15 protein-coding genes and 1 pseudogene are annotated in these 15,240 nt (G+C 60.2%); 4 read left to right on the top strand and 12 right to left on the bottom strand.

Annotated features, from left to right (window positions below; translation table 11 throughout):
* Window positions 1-10 precede the first annotated feature (10 nt).
* Window positions 11-1,360, bottom strand: a complete 1,350-nt coding sequence (locus FW764_RS25830) for a GntT/GntP/DsdX family permease (protein ID WP_446436354.1) — start codon at window positions 1,358-1,360, stop codon at window positions 11-13.
* Window positions 1,361-1,607: 247 nt separating this feature from the next.
* Between FW764_RS25830 and FW764_RS25825 the strand changes: the two genes are divergently transcribed.
* Window positions 1,608-2,000: a lysozyme inhibitor LprI family protein gene (locus tag FW764_RS25825; RefSeq protein WP_446436353.1), complete on the top strand. Its 393-nt coding sequence runs from the start codon at window positions 1,608-1,610 to the stop codon at window positions 1,998-2,000.
* A 4-nt stretch (window positions 2,001-2,004) separates the two neighbouring features.
* Here FW764_RS25825 and FW764_RS25820 read toward each other — a convergent pair whose 3' ends face one another.
* The 5 genes and pseudogenes from FW764_RS25820 to FW764_RS25800 all read right to left on the bottom strand — a co-directional run bounded on the left by FW764_RS25820 (window position 2,005) and on the right by FW764_RS25800 (window position 6,228).
* Window positions 2,005-3,450: a SulP family inorganic anion transporter gene (locus tag FW764_RS25820; protein ID WP_446436369.1), complete on the bottom strand. Its 1,446-nt coding sequence runs from the start codon at window positions 3,448-3,450 to the stop codon at window positions 2,005-2,007.
* A 111-nt stretch (window positions 3,451-3,561) separates the two neighbouring features.
* A pseudogene (locus FW764_RS25815) lies at window positions 3,562-3,781 on the bottom strand (NAD-dependent epimerase/dehydratase family protein); the annotation flags it as partial.
* 41 nt (window positions 3,782-3,822) lie between these two features.
* Window positions 3,823-4,719, bottom strand: a complete 897-nt coding sequence (locus tag FW764_RS25810) for a LysR substrate-binding domain-containing protein (protein WP_446436352.1) — start codon at window positions 4,717-4,719, stop codon at window positions 3,823-3,825.
* A gap of 31 nt (window positions 4,720-4,750) precedes the next feature.
* Entirely contained in the window at window positions 4,751-5,341 is a 591-nt protein-coding gene (locus tag FW764_RS25805; protein WP_446436351.1) for an NAD(P)H-dependent oxidoreductase, read from the bottom strand.
* Between the two features lie 122 nt (window positions 5,342-5,463).
* Window positions 5,464-6,228 carry a sulfite exporter TauE/SafE family protein gene (locus FW764_RS25800; protein WP_446436350.1) on the bottom strand — a complete coding sequence of 255 codons (765 nt, stop codon included), beginning with the start codon at window positions 6,226-6,228 and terminating at the stop codon, window positions 5,464-5,466.
* A gap of 121 nt (window positions 6,229-6,349) precedes the next feature.
* Between FW764_RS25800 and FW764_RS25795 the strand changes: the two genes are divergently transcribed.
* On the top strand, window positions 6,350-7,246 hold the full coding sequence (locus FW764_RS25795) for a LysR substrate-binding domain-containing protein (RefSeq protein ID WP_446436349.1): 897 nt from the start codon (window positions 6,350-6,352) through the stop codon (window positions 7,244-7,246).
* Here the strand turns inward: FW764_RS25795 and FW764_RS25790 are convergent.
* The gene (locus tag FW764_RS25790; RefSeq protein WP_446436348.1) at window positions 7,192-8,598 is read right to left on the bottom strand and encodes an amino acid permease; all 1,407 of its coding nucleotides are present in this window, start codon (window positions 8,596-8,598) and stop codon (window positions 7,192-7,194) included. The two genes, FW764_RS25795 and FW764_RS25790, sit on opposite strands and share 55 nt — an antisense overlap.
* 74 nt (window positions 8,599-8,672) lie before the next feature.
* Complete coding sequence (gene kynU, locus FW764_RS25785) at window positions 8,673-9,923, bottom strand: kynureninase (protein WP_446436347.1); 1,251 nt, start codon at window positions 9,921-9,923, stop codon at window positions 8,673-8,675.
* Between the two features lie 144 nt (window positions 9,924-10,067).
* On the opposite strand from kynU, the gene FW764_RS25780 reads away from it, so the two are divergent.
* On the top strand, window positions 10,068-10,541 hold the full coding sequence (locus FW764_RS25780; protein ID WP_003176072.1) for an Lrp/AsnC family transcriptional regulator: 474 nt from the start codon (window positions 10,068-10,070) through the stop codon (window positions 10,539-10,541).
* A gap of 129 nt (window positions 10,542-10,670) precedes the next feature.
* On the opposite strand, the gene catA is transcribed toward FW764_RS25780, so the two are convergent.
* The 3 genes from catA to FW764_RS25765 are packed head-to-tail and all read right to left on the bottom strand — an operon-like array spanning window position 10,671 to window position 13,072.
* Entirely contained in the window at window positions 10,671-11,600 is a 930-nt protein-coding gene (catA, locus tag FW764_RS25775) for a catechol 1,2-dioxygenase (protein ID WP_446436346.1), read from the bottom strand.
* Between the two features lie 41 nt (window positions 11,601-11,641).
* A complete protein-coding gene (gene catC, locus FW764_RS25770) occupies window positions 11,642-11,932 on the bottom strand; it encodes a muconolactone Delta-isomerase (protein WP_446436345.1) in 291 nt (96 codons plus the stop codon).
* Window positions 11,933-11,944: 12 nt separating this feature from the next.
* Entirely contained in the window at window positions 11,945-13,072 is a 1,128-nt protein-coding gene (locus FW764_RS25765; RefSeq protein WP_446436344.1) for a muconate cycloisomerase family protein, read from the bottom strand.
* A gap of 114 nt (window positions 13,073-13,186) precedes the next feature.
* On the opposite strand from FW764_RS25765, the gene FW764_RS25760 reads away from it, so the two are divergent.
* A complete protein-coding gene (locus tag FW764_RS25760; protein ID WP_446436343.1) occupies window positions 13,187-14,062 on the top strand; it encodes a LysR family transcriptional regulator in 876 nt (291 codons plus the stop codon).
* 38 nt (window positions 14,063-14,100) lie between these two features.
* Here FW764_RS25760 and FW764_RS25755 read toward each other — a convergent pair whose 3' ends face one another.
* The gene (locus FW764_RS25755; RefSeq protein WP_446436342.1) at window positions 14,101-15,093 is read right to left on the bottom strand and encodes an AraC-like ligand-binding domain-containing protein; all 993 of its coding nucleotides are present in this window, start codon (window positions 15,091-15,093) and stop codon (window positions 14,101-14,103) included.
* Between the last annotated feature and the right edge of the window lie 147 nt (window positions 15,094-15,240).

Genomic DNA, 15,240 nt, shown 5'->3' with positions numbered 1-15,240 from the left:
GGTCTCCGGGTTACAAGATGCAGGACAGACCATAAGTGAGACCGAAGGCGACCACCGAAATCAGGGTTTCCAGCACGGTCCACGTCTTGAAGGTCTGGATCACCGTCATATTGAAGTATTCCTTGATCAGCCAGAAGCCACCGTCGTTGACGTGGGAAAAGATCACCGAGCCCGCACCGGTGGCCAACACCAGCAACTCCGGGTGGGGATAACCCAGGCCCAGCGCGACGGGCGCGACCACACCAGACGCCGTCGTCATGGCCACAGTGGCCGAACCCGTGGCGATGCGCATCAGTGCGGCGAACAACCAGCCCATCACCAGCGGCGACAGATGGAAGGCATGGGCCAAACCAAGAATTTCATGGGTTACGCCGGCGTCCACCAGGATGCGATTCAAGCCGCCGCCCGCGCCCACCAGCAAGGTGATGCTGGCGGTCGGCGCCAGACATTCATTGGTAAACTTGAGGATCGCTTCGCGGTTAAAGCCCTGGGCCAGGCCCAAGGTCCAGAAGCTCACCAAGGTGGCCACCAACAGCGCGATCACCGAGTTGCCAATAAACAGCAGGAATTGGTTAAAACCGGTGCCAGGAGTGGAAATCACATTGGCCCAGCCGCCGATCATCATCAGTACTACCGGCAGCAGGATCGTGCCCATGGTCAGCGAAAAACTCGGCAAACGGGTGCGCGGTTCGCGCTCGATAAACTGGCGTTCCAGCGGGTTCTGCGCCGGAAGGTGAATGCGTGGCACGATGAATTTGGCGTAAAGCGGACCGGCGATAATCGCCGTAGGGATACCAATCAAGATCGCATACAGCACGGTTTGCCCCACCGACGCGTTATACGCCAGCACCGCCATCATCGCCGCCGGGTGCGGCGGTACCAACGCATGCACCACCGACAAACCGGCGACCATAGGCAAGCCGACCATCAGGATCGACACCCCAACGCGCCGCGCCACGGTAAAGGCGATCGGCACCAGCAACACAAAACCGACCTCGAAAAACAGCGGCAGCCCCACCAGGAAGGCGATACACACCATCGCCCAATGCGCATTGCGTTCACCAAAGCGATTGATCAGGGTGCGCGCCACCTGCTCGGCGCCGCCCGACTCGGCCATCATCTTACCGAGCATGGTGCCCAGCGCCACCACCAAGGCGATATGCCCCAGGGTTTTACCGACACCCGCCTCGTACGAGCCCATGATGGTGTCCGCCGGCATGCCGGCCATCAGCGCCAGGCCGATAGACACCAGAGTGATGACAATAAACGGGTTAAGTCGGTAACGTGCGATCAGCACGATCAATGCAATGATGGCGATGGCAGCGTATGCCAACAGCCCGAAGCCCAGTGGTGCGGCCATGCGGTACTCCTTGAAAAGGGTCACGTCGAATTGGTTGTGAAACTCATAAATCATTAACCGATATAGTTTTCAATTTTTATGAAAGTAATTTTCGCCCACGGATAAGTGCTGTCGCTTGCGGGTATGCCCAGCGCCAACGCGTGAAAATCCGGAGGGTGTTTTTACATGAAGTTTTTTATGTATCGAAACTCAACTGCCAGGGCCGAGTCTCAGATGGCAGCCCCACCGTCGATAAGGAATTCCAACGATGAATCGCAAGACCCTGATTGTTCCTTTCGCCACCAGCGCGCTATTGCTCGCCTTGTCCGGCAGCGCCTCGGCGGCCGAGAACGCCGCGCTGAAAAAATGCATGGACAGCGCCAACACGACCGTCGACATGGTCAATTGCAACGCCAAGGAAACCAAGGTTCAGGACGAACGCCTGAACAAAGCTTACAAAACCGCCCTGGCCGCTCAAGAAGGCGACCGCAAGCAGAAACTGCAGGACGTGCAACGCCTGTGGCTTAAATACCGCGACGCTAACTGCGCCTTCGCAGGCTCAGCCACTGGCGGCACCATCGACCAAGTCAACGGCTCCGGCTGCCTGTTGGACATGACCCAGAGCCGTGCCCAGGAACTCGAAGACCTGGTCGGGCCGTAATCAATTACTCATGATGCACGCGGGCGCGCTTGAGCAACTTCTTGCAGCGCTCCGATAAATGCAGCACCCGCAGGTGCTTACCGGCCTTGGTATAGCGCTCACGCAAGGTCATCAGCGCGGCAATCGCTGAGTAGTCGACAAAGATCAGGTGACGGCAATCCAGCGTCACCTGAGCCGGGTCATCGGCCGGGTCGAACTGGTTCAAGAACGGTGTAGTCGAGGCAAAGAACAGCGTGCCATGCAGGCGATAAAGCTTGCTGCCATCGGCTTCCAGATGCTCATCGGCATAGAGCTCACGCGCCTGTTGCCAAGCGAAGTTCAGCGCCGCAATCACAATGCCGCACAGCACCGCCGTGGCCAAGTCGGTAAACACGGTGATCACCGTCACCGCCAGAATCACCAGCACGTCATTGACCGGTACTTTGTTGATCACCCGCAGGGACGCCCAAGCGAAGGTCTGCTGCGACACCACGAACATCACGCCCACCAATGCCGCCAGCGGAATTCGCTCGATCAGCGGTGACAGAAACAGAATGAACAACAGGATCATCACCCCGGCAAACACACCCGAGAAGCGCCCGCGCCCGCCAGAACTCAGGTTGATCACGGTTTGCCCGATCATCGCGCAACCGCCCATACCGCCGAACAGGCCCGAGACCATATTCGCCGCGCCCAGCGCCACGCTTTCGCGGTCGGGGTAGCCACGGGTTTCGGTGATCTCGTCAGTGAGGTTCAAGGTCAACAGGGTTTCCAACAAGCCGACCATGGCCATCAGGAACGCATAGGGCGCGATGATGCCGAGGGTTTCCAGGGTCCAGGGGATTTGCGGCAGCGCGAAGGTCGGCAAGCCACCGGCAATGTGGGCCATGTCGCCCAGCGTCCGGGTCGGCAGGCCGAGCAGGTACACCGCCAGGCCAACGCCGAGGATCGCCACCAAGGCGGGCGGCACGGCGCGGGTCAGGCGGGGCAGCAGGTAGACAATGGCCATGGTCACCACCACCAGCCCGGTCATCACATACAGCGGCGTGCCGCTGAGCCAAGTCTCACCACGTTTGAAATGCTCCAGTTGCGCCAGCGCAATGATAATCGCCAGGCCGTTGACGAAGCCGAGCATCACCGGGTGCGGCACCATGCGTACCAGCTTGCCCAGGCGCAGCAGGCCGAACGCAACCATGATCAGCCCGCCCAGCAGCACCGTCGCCAGTAAATACTCCACGCCGTGCTGCACCACCAACGCGACGATCACTACCGCCATCGAGCCGGCCGCCCCCGAGACCATGCCGGGCCGGCCGCCGAACAATGCGGTGAGGGTGCAAATGATAAAGGCACCGTAGAGCCCCATCAGCGGGTTGAGGTGGGCAACCAGGGCAAAGGCGATGCACTCGGGCAGCAGTGCAAAAGACGTGGTGAGGCCGGCCAGAGCATCGGCGCGCAGACGGGTTAGGTTCATGAGGTACCAGGGCGTTGCGGGGGATAAGGCGGGTAATGGTACGGAATTGAGCGATGAGGGGCCAGTGTTGGGTGAACCAGACAGACCGAGCGGCCCCTTTCGCGAGCAAGCCCGCTTCGGCGCCCAGCCCAGCAACTCACGGGCATGCTTGCCACGCACGCGGCTGTTAGAGCCCAGGCCACAGTTGACCATTTCAGGGCCCTACTCGGCTTCAGCCTCGGCCAATCGCGATGTCGGTGGTCATGTCGACAAGTGCCGCTTCGCCGCTTTCCACAAAGTAGAAAGCGCCTGGTACCGGCTTCTCAAGCCCCAGCAGGTACAGCGCCACCACTCTTCGATGTGCCCAATTCAATCGTGCGCACAGATCATAAATCAGCAGGCATACCGCGCCAGCTTGGTCTGAATGAAGTCCAGGAAACACTGGATGCGCAACGCCAACTGCGAATTGCGGTAGAACACCGCGTGGATCGGCTGGCGATAGCCACTGTTGAACGCCTCCAGCACCGGTACCAGGCGCCCGGCGTTAATATCTTCAACCGTCATGAAGTTCGACAGGCAGCAAATGCCCTGTCCTTCCAGCGCCAACTGGCGCAGGGTTTCGCCGCTGGAGGCGGCGATGCTTGGCTGGATCAGCCAGCGGTCGCCTTCCACATGCCGCAACGGCCAGTGGTTGAGGGTTTCAGTCTGAGTGAAGCCCAGCAACGTATGGTCCGCTAACTCGGCGACCGTGGACGGCATGCCGTATTGCTTGAGGTAGTCGGGGCTGGCGAGGATATGCAGTGGCGTACAGCCGAGCGACCGCGCGTGCAGCGTGGAGTCGGCCAGCGCACCGATGCGAATGGCAATGTCGGTGCTCTGCTCCAGCAGGTCGATGATCAGGTCATCGCTGTTCAGCTCCAGCTGGATGTCCGGGTAGAGGCTGCGAAACTCGGCGATGTACGGCACGATCCCATGCAGCATGAACGGCACAGCGGCGTTGATGCGCAGGCGCCCGGCCGGTTTTTTCTGGCGCAACGACAGCCGCTCTTCCAGGTCATCCATCTGCGCCAGGATCACCTTGGCCTGCTCAAAGAAGTACTTGCCCTCTTCGGTCAGGTCCATGCGCCGCGTGGTGCGGTTAATCAGCGTGGTGTCGAGCTTGGCTTCCAGTCGCGACAACGTGCGGCTGACCGCCGAGGGCGTCTGCCCGACCTGCTCAGCCGCGGCGGAAATCGAGCCGCACTCAATCACGCTGACGAAGATCTGTAGCTCATCGGATCGGGCTTTCACAGGCTGTCCTTGTTGATCGGTGGGTAGCAGCTTACACCGAGAGGTTAAACACCTGCGCCAGATGCTGCTCGTAGCGTGCCACGTCAGCCTCGATGGCCGGGCGCTTCATCACGTCCACGCACAGAAACGTCGGCAGGCCGGTCATGCCGAGGAACTCATTGGCCTTGTGGAACGGGAAATAGACCGCGTCGACGCCCTTGGCTTCGAAGAAATGGGTCGGGTCGTCAAAGGCTTGCTGCGGGGCGTTCCAGGTCAGCGACAACATGTACTGCTTGCCCTGAATCAGGCCGCCGCTGCCGTACTTTTGCGACGAATCGGAGCGCGTACGGCCATCGCTGGCGTAGAGGCTGCCGTGGCCTTCGGTGAAGACTTCGTCGATGTACTTCTTGACGATCCACGGCGCGCCCATCCACCAGCCGGGCATCTGGTAGATGATCACATCGGCCCAGAGAAATTTGGCCACTTCTTCGGCCACGTCGTAGCCTTCGTCGATATGGGTGACTTTGACATCAATGCCGCCACGGTCCAGCACCGCCAGGGCGGCGTCATGCAAGGTGGCGTTGTAACGGCCGTCGGAGTGGGCGAATTTCTTGCCGCCGTTAAGCAGGAGTACTTTTTTCATCGAAGGGGTCCAGAGGGTTGAAAATGTGTGCCGGCAGGCTATCGACATTCAACCCCGGGAATAAGCAGCAGTGCGGCAAAATACATTTGATCAAAATGCACGAATAACGCCGGACTCTTGACTTAACCGCTGATCAGCAGATGACCGCCCAACAGCGCCATGCCGATGAAAAACACGCGCTTGAACAGCACCGCACTGATGCGCTGACGCAACACTTGACCCAGCCACATACCCAACAACGCGGGCAGCAGCGCCAACAGCGATGCATTAATTTCGCCGCCGCCCAAGGTCCCGCGCCAGGCCAAGCCCGCAGCCAACGCCAGCGTAGACACGCTGAACGACAGCCCCAAGGCCTGCACCAACTGATCCCGGTTCAAGCCTAAGGCTTGCAGGTACGGCACGGCGGGAATCACGAACACACCGGTGGTCGAGGTGATAAGGCCGGTGATCAGCCCACACAACGGCCCCAACCAACGCTCGGTGTGAGGCTTCACCTTGAAGCTGGGCAGGAACAGCCCGCTCAAGGCATACACCAATAGCGCCGCGCCCAGCGCGCGCACCACCCAATGCCCACCGTCCATGCCCATCCACAGCGTGCCGAGCCCGGTGCCAAGGAAAATCAGCAGCAACATCGTCCATAGGCGCTTGAGCAAGGCGCTCAAGTGGCCGCCGATTGCCAGTTGCCAGAGGTTGGTGACCGTTGAAGGAATGATCAACAATGCCGCAGCCTGCGCCGGGAGCATAGCCAGGCCGAGCATACCCATGGCCACGGTGGGCAGGCCCAGGCCGATGACGCCTTTGACGGTGCCGGCCAGCAGGAAGGTGCCGAGTACCAGCAGGGTCAGGGCGGGGCCGAGGTTTTGGTAGAACGAGAGGAAAGTAGTCATGGAGGGATTTTGCGACTTCACAGCGAAGATGAAAATTCGCCATATACTGAGTCAGCCTCTTGTTTTGTGTGAGGCTGAGCGCCTCTACGCGAGCAAGTCCAGCCACTGAAGAGCTTCGGCCATGCACTTTGACCTGATCGACCTGCGCCTCTACCTGCACATCCTCGACACCGGCAACATTACCGCTGGCGCGACGCGCAGCCATTTATCCCTGGCCGCCGCCAGCGCCCGCATCCGTGCGATGGAAGCTTCATTGGGCATCGAATTTCTCGAACGCGGCCGCCGTGGCGTCACACCGACGCCAGCAGGCAAAGCCCTGGCCCGCCACGCGCGCCTGTTGCTGCAACAGGCCGAGCATCTGCAACAGGACCTGGCCGAATACGCCAATGGCGTCAAAGGCCAGGTGCGTCTGCTGTGCAACACCACGGCCCTGAGCGAATACCTGCCGGAATTGCTGGCGGAGTTTTTGCGCGAACATCCCAACCTCGATATCGACCTGCAAGAACTGCCGAGCCTGCGCATCACCCAAGCATTGCGCCAAGGCACGGCGGACCTCGGGATTATTTCCAACGCGGTGGACACACACAGCCTGCAAACCCTACCGTTTCGCGACGACCCACTGGTGTTGATCATGCCCTCGGCCCATCCGCTGGCGACGGGCACTGCAAGTTTCATCGACAGCCTGCAATACGACTACGTAGGCCTCACCGCCAACAGCGCGCTGGCGGTATATCTGGAAGAACAGGCGTTGCACGCAGGTTTTCGCTTGCAAACGCGCATCCGCGCCGATGGTTTTGACGGGTTGATTCGCATGGTCGCTGGCGGCGCGGGCCTGGGCATCGTGCCCCAAGCCGCACTGGAGCGCTGGCCGCTGGAGCGCCGCTTCAAGGCCCAACCTCTGCGAGAAGACTGGGCCTGTCGCACGCTACTGTTATGCGCGCGTTCATTTGAGCAATTGCCCGGCTACGCCAAAGCCTTGTTCGACGCCCTGGCCCTGCCCTTGCGGAAAAACCCGTAATACACCACCGACAGAATCAGCAGGAATGGCACGCCGAACACCAGGGTCATCTTGAACGCCTCAGTGAAGTACGTGGTGATCATCACCGCGCCCATCAGCACCAGCCCCAACAGCGTGCTATAGGGAAACAGGCGCAGCTGGAACGACAGCTTCGGCCCGCCGTGGCGCTTGCGATAGCGGCGGAAAAACAGGTGAGTGAGGAAGATCATGAACCAGGTGAAGATCGCGCCAAACATCGAGATCGCCATCATCAAGGTGAACGAGCTTTGCGGGTACACCACGTTCAGCAAGGTCGCCAAGGCAATGCCAGAGCTGGACAGCAGCAGCGCATTCAGTGGAATTCCGCTCTTGCTCAAGGCGCCCATGGACTTGGGCGCAAAACCTGCGCGAGACAAGCTGAACATCATGCGTGTGGTGATGTAGAGCTGGCTGTTCATCGCCGACAACGCCGCAATCAGAATCACGAAGTTCATCACCCCGGTGGCGCCGGGAATGCCGATGGTCTGCATTACTGTGACAAACGGGCTCTGGGTCTGGCCGGCTTGGTTCCACGGCACGATGGCCAGCATCAGCGCCAGGGTCAACAGGTAGAACACGACCAGCCGCACGATGGTGGCACGGAAGGCTTTCTTCACTGCCTGCTCCGGGTCAGCGGCTTCACCGGCCGCTACGGCGATCATCTCCACGCTGAGGTAGCTGAAGATCGATACGATCACCGCGATCCACATACCGCTCAAGCCATGCGGAAAAAAACCATCGTGGGCGGTGTAATTCTGCATGCCGTATTCCGGGTTGCCCGAGCCGAACACCACATACACCGCAAGGATGATGAAGCCGACAATGGCGCTGATCTTGATCGTCGAGAACCAATATTCGAAGTTGCCGAAGGTCTTCACGCTGATCGCATTGAGCAGAATCAGCACACTGGAAAACGACACGATCCACACCCATTCCGGCACGTTGGCGAACCAGTACTTCATGTACATCGCCACCGCCGTGACCTCGGCGCCCACCGCCAGCACAATCGCCGCCCAGTAGGCATAACGCACCAGGAAGCCAGCCAACGGGCTGATGTAGAACTCGGCGTAGGCGCCGAATGAGCCCGAGGTGGAATGCGCCACCGTCATCTCCGCCAGGCAGCCCATCAACAGCAAGGTGATCAGCGCGCCGATGGCGTAGCTGACCAGCACGCTGGGCCCGGCATAGCCGATGGCATAAGCGCTGCCCATGAACAGCCCAGTGCCGATGGCGCCACCGATGGCGATCATGCTCATCTGGCCGCAAGTGAGCTGGCGCCGCAGGCCCAGTTCGCGGTGGGTGATCTCTGCAAAGCCGTTGTCTGGCGTGGTCATGTGGTGTGCCCCTTTATTATTGTGATTGCACGGTTTGGATATAGATCCACTGTGGGAGCGGGCTTGCAGTGTTCTTAAGTGACGCTGTTGCGCACTTTGAATTGTGGCTGGTCCCACGTGGCGTTATCGAGGAGTTCGCCAAGGATCTCTACTGCGTCAAACACCTCGGTGAAACTGGTGTACAGCGGCGTAAACCCAAAGCGCATGATGCGCGGCTCGCGGTAATCACCAATGACGCCACGGGCGATCAGCGCCTGAATAACCGCGTAGCCCTCGGGGTGTTCGAAGCTCACATGGCTGCCACGCTTGGCGTGCTCACGTGGCGTGATCAGCACCAGACCGTGAGCCGCACAGCGGGCCTCCACCAGCGTAATAAACAGGTCAGTCAGCGCCAGGGATTTAGCCCGCAGGCTGGTCATGTCGGTCTGGGCAAAAATCTCCAGGCCGCATTCGACCATGGCCAACGAAGTGATCGGCTGCGTGCCGCACAGGTAACGCGCGATGCCGCTGCTCGGGGCGTATTGAGCCTCCATCGCAAACTGCCGTGTGTGCCCGAACCAGCCCGACAACGGCTGGCGCACCAGGTCCACCAACGCTGGATTGACCCACACAAACGCCTGGGAGCCCGGCCCGCCATTGAGGTATTTGTAGGTGCAGCCAATCGCGTAATCGGCCCCGGCTTTGTGCAGGTCGATAGGCACCGCGCCCGCCGAATGCGCGAGGTCCCAGATGCTCAGCGCGCCGCATTCATGGCTCAATGTGGTGAGCGCCTGCATGTCATACATGTAGCCGGTCTTGTAGTTGACGTGGGTGAGCATCACCACCGCCACGTCCTGATCGATGGCCTGCGGCAGTTCATCGGGGCTGTTTACCAGCCGCAACGAATAACCCTGTTGCAGCAACTCGGCCAAGCCTTCAGCGATGTACAGGTCGGTGGGAAAGTTGCTCGCCTCGCTAACGATCACCTTGCGCCCAGGCTGGCGTTGACGCTGCACGCTCAACGCGGCGCTGAGCACCTTGAATAGGTTGACCGAGGTGGTATCGGTGATCACCACTTCGCCGTCACGCGCGCCGATCAAGGGGGCCAGACGGTTACCCAAACGCTGGGACAGATCCGCCCAGCCGGCGCTGTTCCAACTGCGAATCAAGCCATTGCCCCACTCGTCGGCGATTACCTGCTGTGCCCGCGCCAACGCCGCCACGGGGCGTGCGCCGAGGGAGTTGCCGTCGAGGTAGATCACGCCCTCGGGCAAGGCGAACTGATGACGCAGCGGCGCCATCGAGTCCTGGGCATCGAGGGCTTGGCAGTGGCTTCGGGTGGTCATGGGCTGTCCTGGTTTTTATAAGTGAAGATGAACCAAATAATGAACGAAGCTTTAGAGAATTTTCGTGCAAAGTGGTGGGTAACAGGCTAATTAAGCTGTAGGAAATTCGAATTTAACTCCAAAACACGCGGATTTATTCTAAGCATGATTCTCGACGCCACCGACCTGCGCCTCCTGCATTTTCTGCAACAAGATGGCCGCATCAGCAACCAGGAACTGGCAGAAAAAGTCGCCCTGTCGCCCTCCGCCTGCCTACGCCGTTTGCGCCTGCTGGAGAGCGAGGGCATCATCAGCGGTTACCGCGCGGTATTGAATGCCGAGCAATTGGGGATCGAGCTGGAGGCGATCGTGCACCTGTCCTTGCGCCAGGACGTGGAGGACTGGCATGAGACGTTTATTAAGAAGGTGCAAGGCTGGCCGGAGGTGGCCAGTGCGTATGTGATTACCGGGGCGAGCAATTATGTGTTGCGGGTGCAGGCTAGGAATTTGAAGCACTTTTCGGACTTTATCGTGAACCACCTGAACCGCACGGCGGGGGTGATGGATATACGCTCGGAGATTGTGCTGCAGAAGATCAAGGATCGCGATGAGGTGCTGGACTTAGTCGTGCGCAAATAACCAGAACACCACAGAACCCATGTGGGAGCGGGCTTGCTCGCGAAGGCGGTGTGCCAGTCAATACATGTGCTGGCTGATCCATCGCATTCGCGAGCAAGCCCGCTCCCACATTTTTTAACCGCGTTAAAATCAGTCTTCCAGGGCGCGCACGCGCTGCATGCGTTTCTGCTCCTGGGGCGCACCAGACGCTTGCAACTCAAAGTCAAAATCAATCTGCGCAAACCGCCCTTCCACGCCAAACTCCCGCGCCAGTTGCTGATCGTCACTGAAGCGAATCTCAGCAATCAACTCATCGCGCGTCGCATAGGCAAAATCATCATGCAGGTACGGGTCATCCGACAGGTTGATCTGCGTGGTCAAATGCCGGTGCCCTGGCGCCGAAATAAAGAAGTGAATATGCGCCGGCCGCTGCCCATGACGACCCAGTTGGTCGAGCAGCTGTTGCGTCGGCCCGGTCGGCGGGCAGCCGTAGCCGGATGGCACGATGCTGCGAAAACGGTAGTTGCCCTGAGCATCGGTCTCAATGCGCCGGCGCAGGTTGAATTCCGACTGCGTCGGGTCAAACCACGAATACGTACCGCCAGTATTCGCCTGCCATACATCGACAATCGCGCCCGCCAACGGCTTGCCGTCGGTATCGCGCACTTGCCCGCGCATAAACAGCGGCACCGCGGCGTCCTTACCATCGTCCAGCCGCGCTTCGTACTTGCTCAGCGGCGCTCCGGCCACATACAGCGGGCCTTCGATGGTACGCGGGGTGCCACCGGACTTGCCCGCCTCTTCATCGGCGGCGTCCATCAGCAAATCCAGGTAATGCTCCAGGCCCAGCCCGGCGGCGAGCAAACCCGCCTCCTGATGCTTGCCTAACTCGTTGAGGTAGTTGACCGCCTTCCAGAACTCTTGCGGGGTCACTTCCAAGTCTTCGATGATGTTCACCGTGTCGCGCAGGATCCGGTAAATGAGCGCCTTGGTGCGCGGGTTGCCGGCATCGTTAAGGTTGCCGCTGGCTTGCTCGAGAAACTGTTGGGCGTGGGCAGTCTGGGACAGTCGGATGGACATGGTGCAATCCTCATCTTGTAATTATTGGGTGCAAAGCAGGCTCAGCGGTCGTCCTCATGGATCGACGAAGGGTGTCGGCACAGGGCATTTATTTCGATGGCCATATAGGGGAAAAGCGGCAGTTGCATCAGCAGCTCGTGCAGTGCCTGCACGCTGTCGACATCGAACACGCTGTAGTTGGCGTAGTGCCCGGCGATGCGCCACAAGTGACGCCATTTGCCCTCCTGTTGCAGGCGCTGCGCCAGGGCTTTCTCTTCGGCTTTCAGGGCCGCCGCGCGTTCGGGGTTCATGTCGATGGGCAGGTTCACGGTCATTTTTACGTGGAACAACATGGCAGGCGCCTCTTAGTGTTTGTCACGACGGAAGAACGCCAAACGCTCTTCATCAATAGTCAGGCCAAGGCCCGGTAAGCGCGAGACATGCAGCTCAAAATCGCGGTACGCCAGCGGTTCGGTGAGGATGTCTTCGGTCAGCAGCAGCGGGCCGAACAGTTCGGTGTCCCAGGCCAGCTTGTTCAAGGTCAGGAAGGCGTGGGCCGAGGCCAGTGTGCCGATGCCGCCTTCGAGCATGGTGCCGCCGTACAGGCCGATACCGGCCGCTTCGGCGATTGCGGCGGTACGCAATACGGCCCGCGGGCCACCATTTTTGGCAATCTTGAGCGCGAACACCGAGGCCGCGCCTTCGCGGGCCAGGTTGAAGGCGTCTTCCACGCATTCGATGGACTCGTCGGCCATGATCGGCGCCGGGCTCGACAGGTTGAGCCGGGCCATGCCGCTGCGGTTATTGCGTGAGATCGGTTGTTCAATCAAGTCGATGCCGTTATCACCGAGCACTTTGCACGCGCGCAGGGCCACGGCTTCGTCCCACGCCTGGTTGACGTCAACGCGCACGCTGGCGCGCTCGCCCAGAGCCTTTTTGATCGCGATCACATGGGCCAGATCGCGGCCGACTTCACCGGCGCCAATCTTCAATTTGAAGATACGGTGACGGCGCAGGTCGAGCATCTTTTCAGCTTCAGCAATGTCTTGTTCGGTGTTGCCGCTGGCCAGGGTCCACGCCACCGGCAAGGCATCGCGAACACGCCCGCCGAGCAGTTCGCTGACCGGCAGGTTGAGGCGTTTGCCGAGGGCATCGAGCAAGGCGCTTTCGATACCGGACTTGGCAAAGGTGTTGCCACGAATGCTGCGCGCCAAGCGCAACATGGCCGCGTTGATGTTGCTCGCGTCCTGGCCAATCAACAGTGGCGCAAAGTGTCGGTCGATGTTGATTTTGATGCTGTCGGGGCTTTCATTGCCGTAGCTCAGGCCGCCGATAGTGGTGGACTCACCGATACCTTCGATACCGTCGGCGCAACGCACGCGGATAATCACCTGGGTCTGGTTTTGCATCGTGTGCATCGCCAGCTTGTGCGGGCGGAGTGTAGGGAGATCGACGATGATGGTCTCGATCGACTCGATGGCGCAAATCGGCATGGCTATACCCGTTGGGTTCTTTATAGGCTTGAGCCGATTCTGTGCCGTATTTTTCCTGGCTTCCAATATAGAATGGGTCTCGCACGATACCTTCAGGGTATGAAAGGAGCCGTCATGGAACTGCGTCATCTGCGCTATTTCCAGGTGCTGGGTGAGACCCTCAATTTCACCCGCGCCGCCGAACGCCTGCACATCGCCCAGCCGCCGTTGAGCCGGCAGATCCAGCAATTGGAAGATGAATTGGGCGTAATTCTGCTGGAGCGTGGCCGACCGTTGCGGCTGACCGAGGCCGGGCGGTTTTTCTATGAGCACGCCAATGTGCTGCTTGAGCAACTGGGCAAGGTCTGCGACGCCACGCGGCGCATCGGCCTGGGCGAGAAGACCTGGCTGGGCATCGGTTTTGCGCCGTCGACCCTGTACGGCGTGCTGCCGGAGTTGATTCGACGGCTGCGCAGCCACGAGACGCTGGAGCTGGAGTTGGGGCTGTCCGAGATGACCACCTTGCAGCAGGTCGAAGCGCTCAAGGCCGGGCGCATTGACGTGGGCTTCGGGCGGATTCGCATCGATGATCCGGCCATCGTCCAACGCGTACTGGTCGAGGATCGACTGGTCGCCGTGCTGCCCGCCGGGCACCCGCTGCTGGGTGCTCCCGCTACCCTCGCCCAGTTGGCCGCCGAACCCTTTGTGCTCTACCCCGGCAACCCGCGCCCCAGCTATGCCGACCATGTGATCGCGCTGTTCGACGCCCACAGTTTGAGCCTCAAGGTGGCGCAATGGACCAACGAGTTGCAAACCGCCATCGGCCTGGTCGGCGCGGGCATAGGCGTGACGCTGGTACCGGCCTCGGTGCAAGTGCTGCACCGCGCGGATATCGGCTACACGCCGATTGTGGAAGCCACCGCGACCTCGCCGATCATTCTCAGCCGGCGGGTGAATGATCAGTCGCCGGGGCTGAGTCATTGCCTGCAATTGGTTGAAGAGCTGATCTGAGATCGCCCACACACCCCACAGGTTGATCTTCATCAGGCTCAGATATTGCGCAGGCGCTTGCGCTGCAAGGTCTGGCTGGGCGACTCGTCAAACAGCTTGCGGTATTGCGCCGAGAACCGGCCCAAGTGCGTAAACCCCCACCCCAAGGCGATTTCGGAAATGGTATGCGTAGAGCCGTGTTCGAGGATGTCCTGGCGCACCGCGCCCAACCGGTGTTTCTTCAAGTACGCCATGGGCGACAAGGCAAAGTATTTGCGAAACGCATCAAACAGTTTGAACCGCGACACGCCCGCAGCCGCTTCAAGGTCTTCCAGATGCACCGCTTCACGGGCGTTGTCATGGATGTACTGCCGCGCCCGAATCAAGTAGTGCGGCAGCTTCACGCCCAGCACGTCGCGCAATTCTTCTGAGTAATTATTCGGCTGGGCGAGGATCAGCCCCTTGATCAGCGAGCTTTCCAGGTCGCGGGTGAACGCCGCCTGCTCATACAACTCACTGCTGCACTCAAGCTCCGCGATGAAGTAACGCGCCATGCGCCACCACGACGCCGAGGCGCCGTCCACGGCGTCCATCACCGACTCAAAACGCAGCGGCGCTTCAATCGGCCGTTGCAGCAAGCCTTCCAGGGATTCGCTCATCGCCGCCCGTGTAATCACCACCTGCAACTTGCGGCAATCGCCGGAAATTGCCAGCACTTGATGTTCATTGGGCGAGATGATCACGCCTTGGTCGCGGTTGGAGCTCAGGCGCACACCGTCTTTGCTCAGTTCCTGCTCGCCCACCAACGGCAGGCTGAGGCTGTAGCTGCTGAAGTGCTCGGCGTCTTCGATATCGATGGTCACGTCAGTGCCGTATTCGATCACGCCCAGCGTGGTAGCGCGGGACTTGAACACATTGGCGCTGTGGTGAAAACGCAGGCGCTCGGGCGTGGCCGTCGCCAGGCGGTGTGGCCCGCAGATGCCGGACATCCAGCTGCAGGCGCCCTCCAGGTCGAAGCGTTGAATATGAATATCGCGTGTATGGCTACTCATCAAGGTGCACCCACGGCGGTTAGGCTTTTGCGCGCTCTGACGGCGCGTCGTACAGATCGACAGCAAGTTCCAAGCCACGTCAGCTTTGCTGCAACGGGGTGGATAGCAACGGTCGACTATGTGGATAAGCAGCAGGCTTTTGCGACT

The organism is Pseudomonas sp. 1152_12 (genome assembly GCF_052850675.1).
This window is presented reverse-complemented; position numbering and strand designations above follow the sequence as displayed.

Excerpts from the sequence above, each read along its gene's own strand:
- FW764_RS25765 (WP_446436344.1), bottom strand. The coding sequence starts at position 13,072 with ATGCCGATTTGCGCCATCGAGTCGATCGAGACCATCATCGTCGATCTC.
- FW764_RS25760 (WP_446436343.1), top strand. The coding sequence starts at position 13,187 with ATGGAACTGCGTCATCTGCGCTATTTCCAGGTGCTGGGTGAGACCCTC.
- FW764_RS25820 (WP_446436369.1), bottom strand. The coding sequence starts at position 3,450 with ATGAACCTAACCCGTCTGCGCGCCGATGCTCTGGCCGGCCTCACCACG.
- catC (WP_446436345.1), bottom strand. The coding sequence starts at position 11,932 with ATGTTGTTCCACGTAAAAATGACCGTGAACCTGCCCATCGACATGAAC.
- FW764_RS25790 (WP_446436348.1), bottom strand. The coding sequence starts at position 8,598 with ATGACCACGCCAGACAACGGCTTTGCAGAGATCACCCACCGCGAACTG.
- FW764_RS25780 (WP_003176072.1), top strand. The coding sequence starts at position 10,068 with ATGATTCTCGACGCCACCGACCTGCGCCTCCTGCATTTTCTGCAACAA.
- FW764_RS25805 (WP_446436351.1), bottom strand. The coding sequence starts at position 5,341 with ATGAAAAAAGTACTCCTGCTTAACGGCGGCAAGAAATTCGCCCACTCC.
- kynU (WP_446436347.1), bottom strand. The coding sequence starts at position 9,923 with ATGACCACCCGAAGCCACTGCCAAGCCCTCGATGCCCAGGACTCGATG.
- FW764_RS25830 (WP_446436354.1), bottom strand. The coding sequence starts at position 1,360 with ATGGCCGCACCACTGGGCTTCGGGCTGTTGGCATACGCTGCCATCGCC.
- FW764_RS25800 (WP_446436350.1), bottom strand. The coding sequence starts at position 6,228 with ATGACTACTTTCCTCTCGTTCTACCAAAACCTCGGCCCCGCCCTGACC.
- FW764_RS25755 (WP_446436342.1), bottom strand. The coding sequence starts at position 15,093 with ATGAGTAGCCATACACGCGATATTCATATTCAACGCTTCGACCTGGAG.
- FW764_RS25825 (WP_446436353.1), top strand. The coding sequence starts at position 1,608 with ATGAATCGCAAGACCCTGATTGTTCCTTTCGCCACCAGCGCGCTATTG.
- FW764_RS25795 (WP_446436349.1), top strand. The coding sequence starts at position 6,350 with ATGCACTTTGACCTGATCGACCTGCGCCTCTACCTGCACATCCTCGAC.
- catA (WP_446436346.1), bottom strand. The coding sequence starts at position 11,600 with ATGTCCATCCGACTGTCCCAGACTGCCCACGCCCAACAGTTTCTCGAG.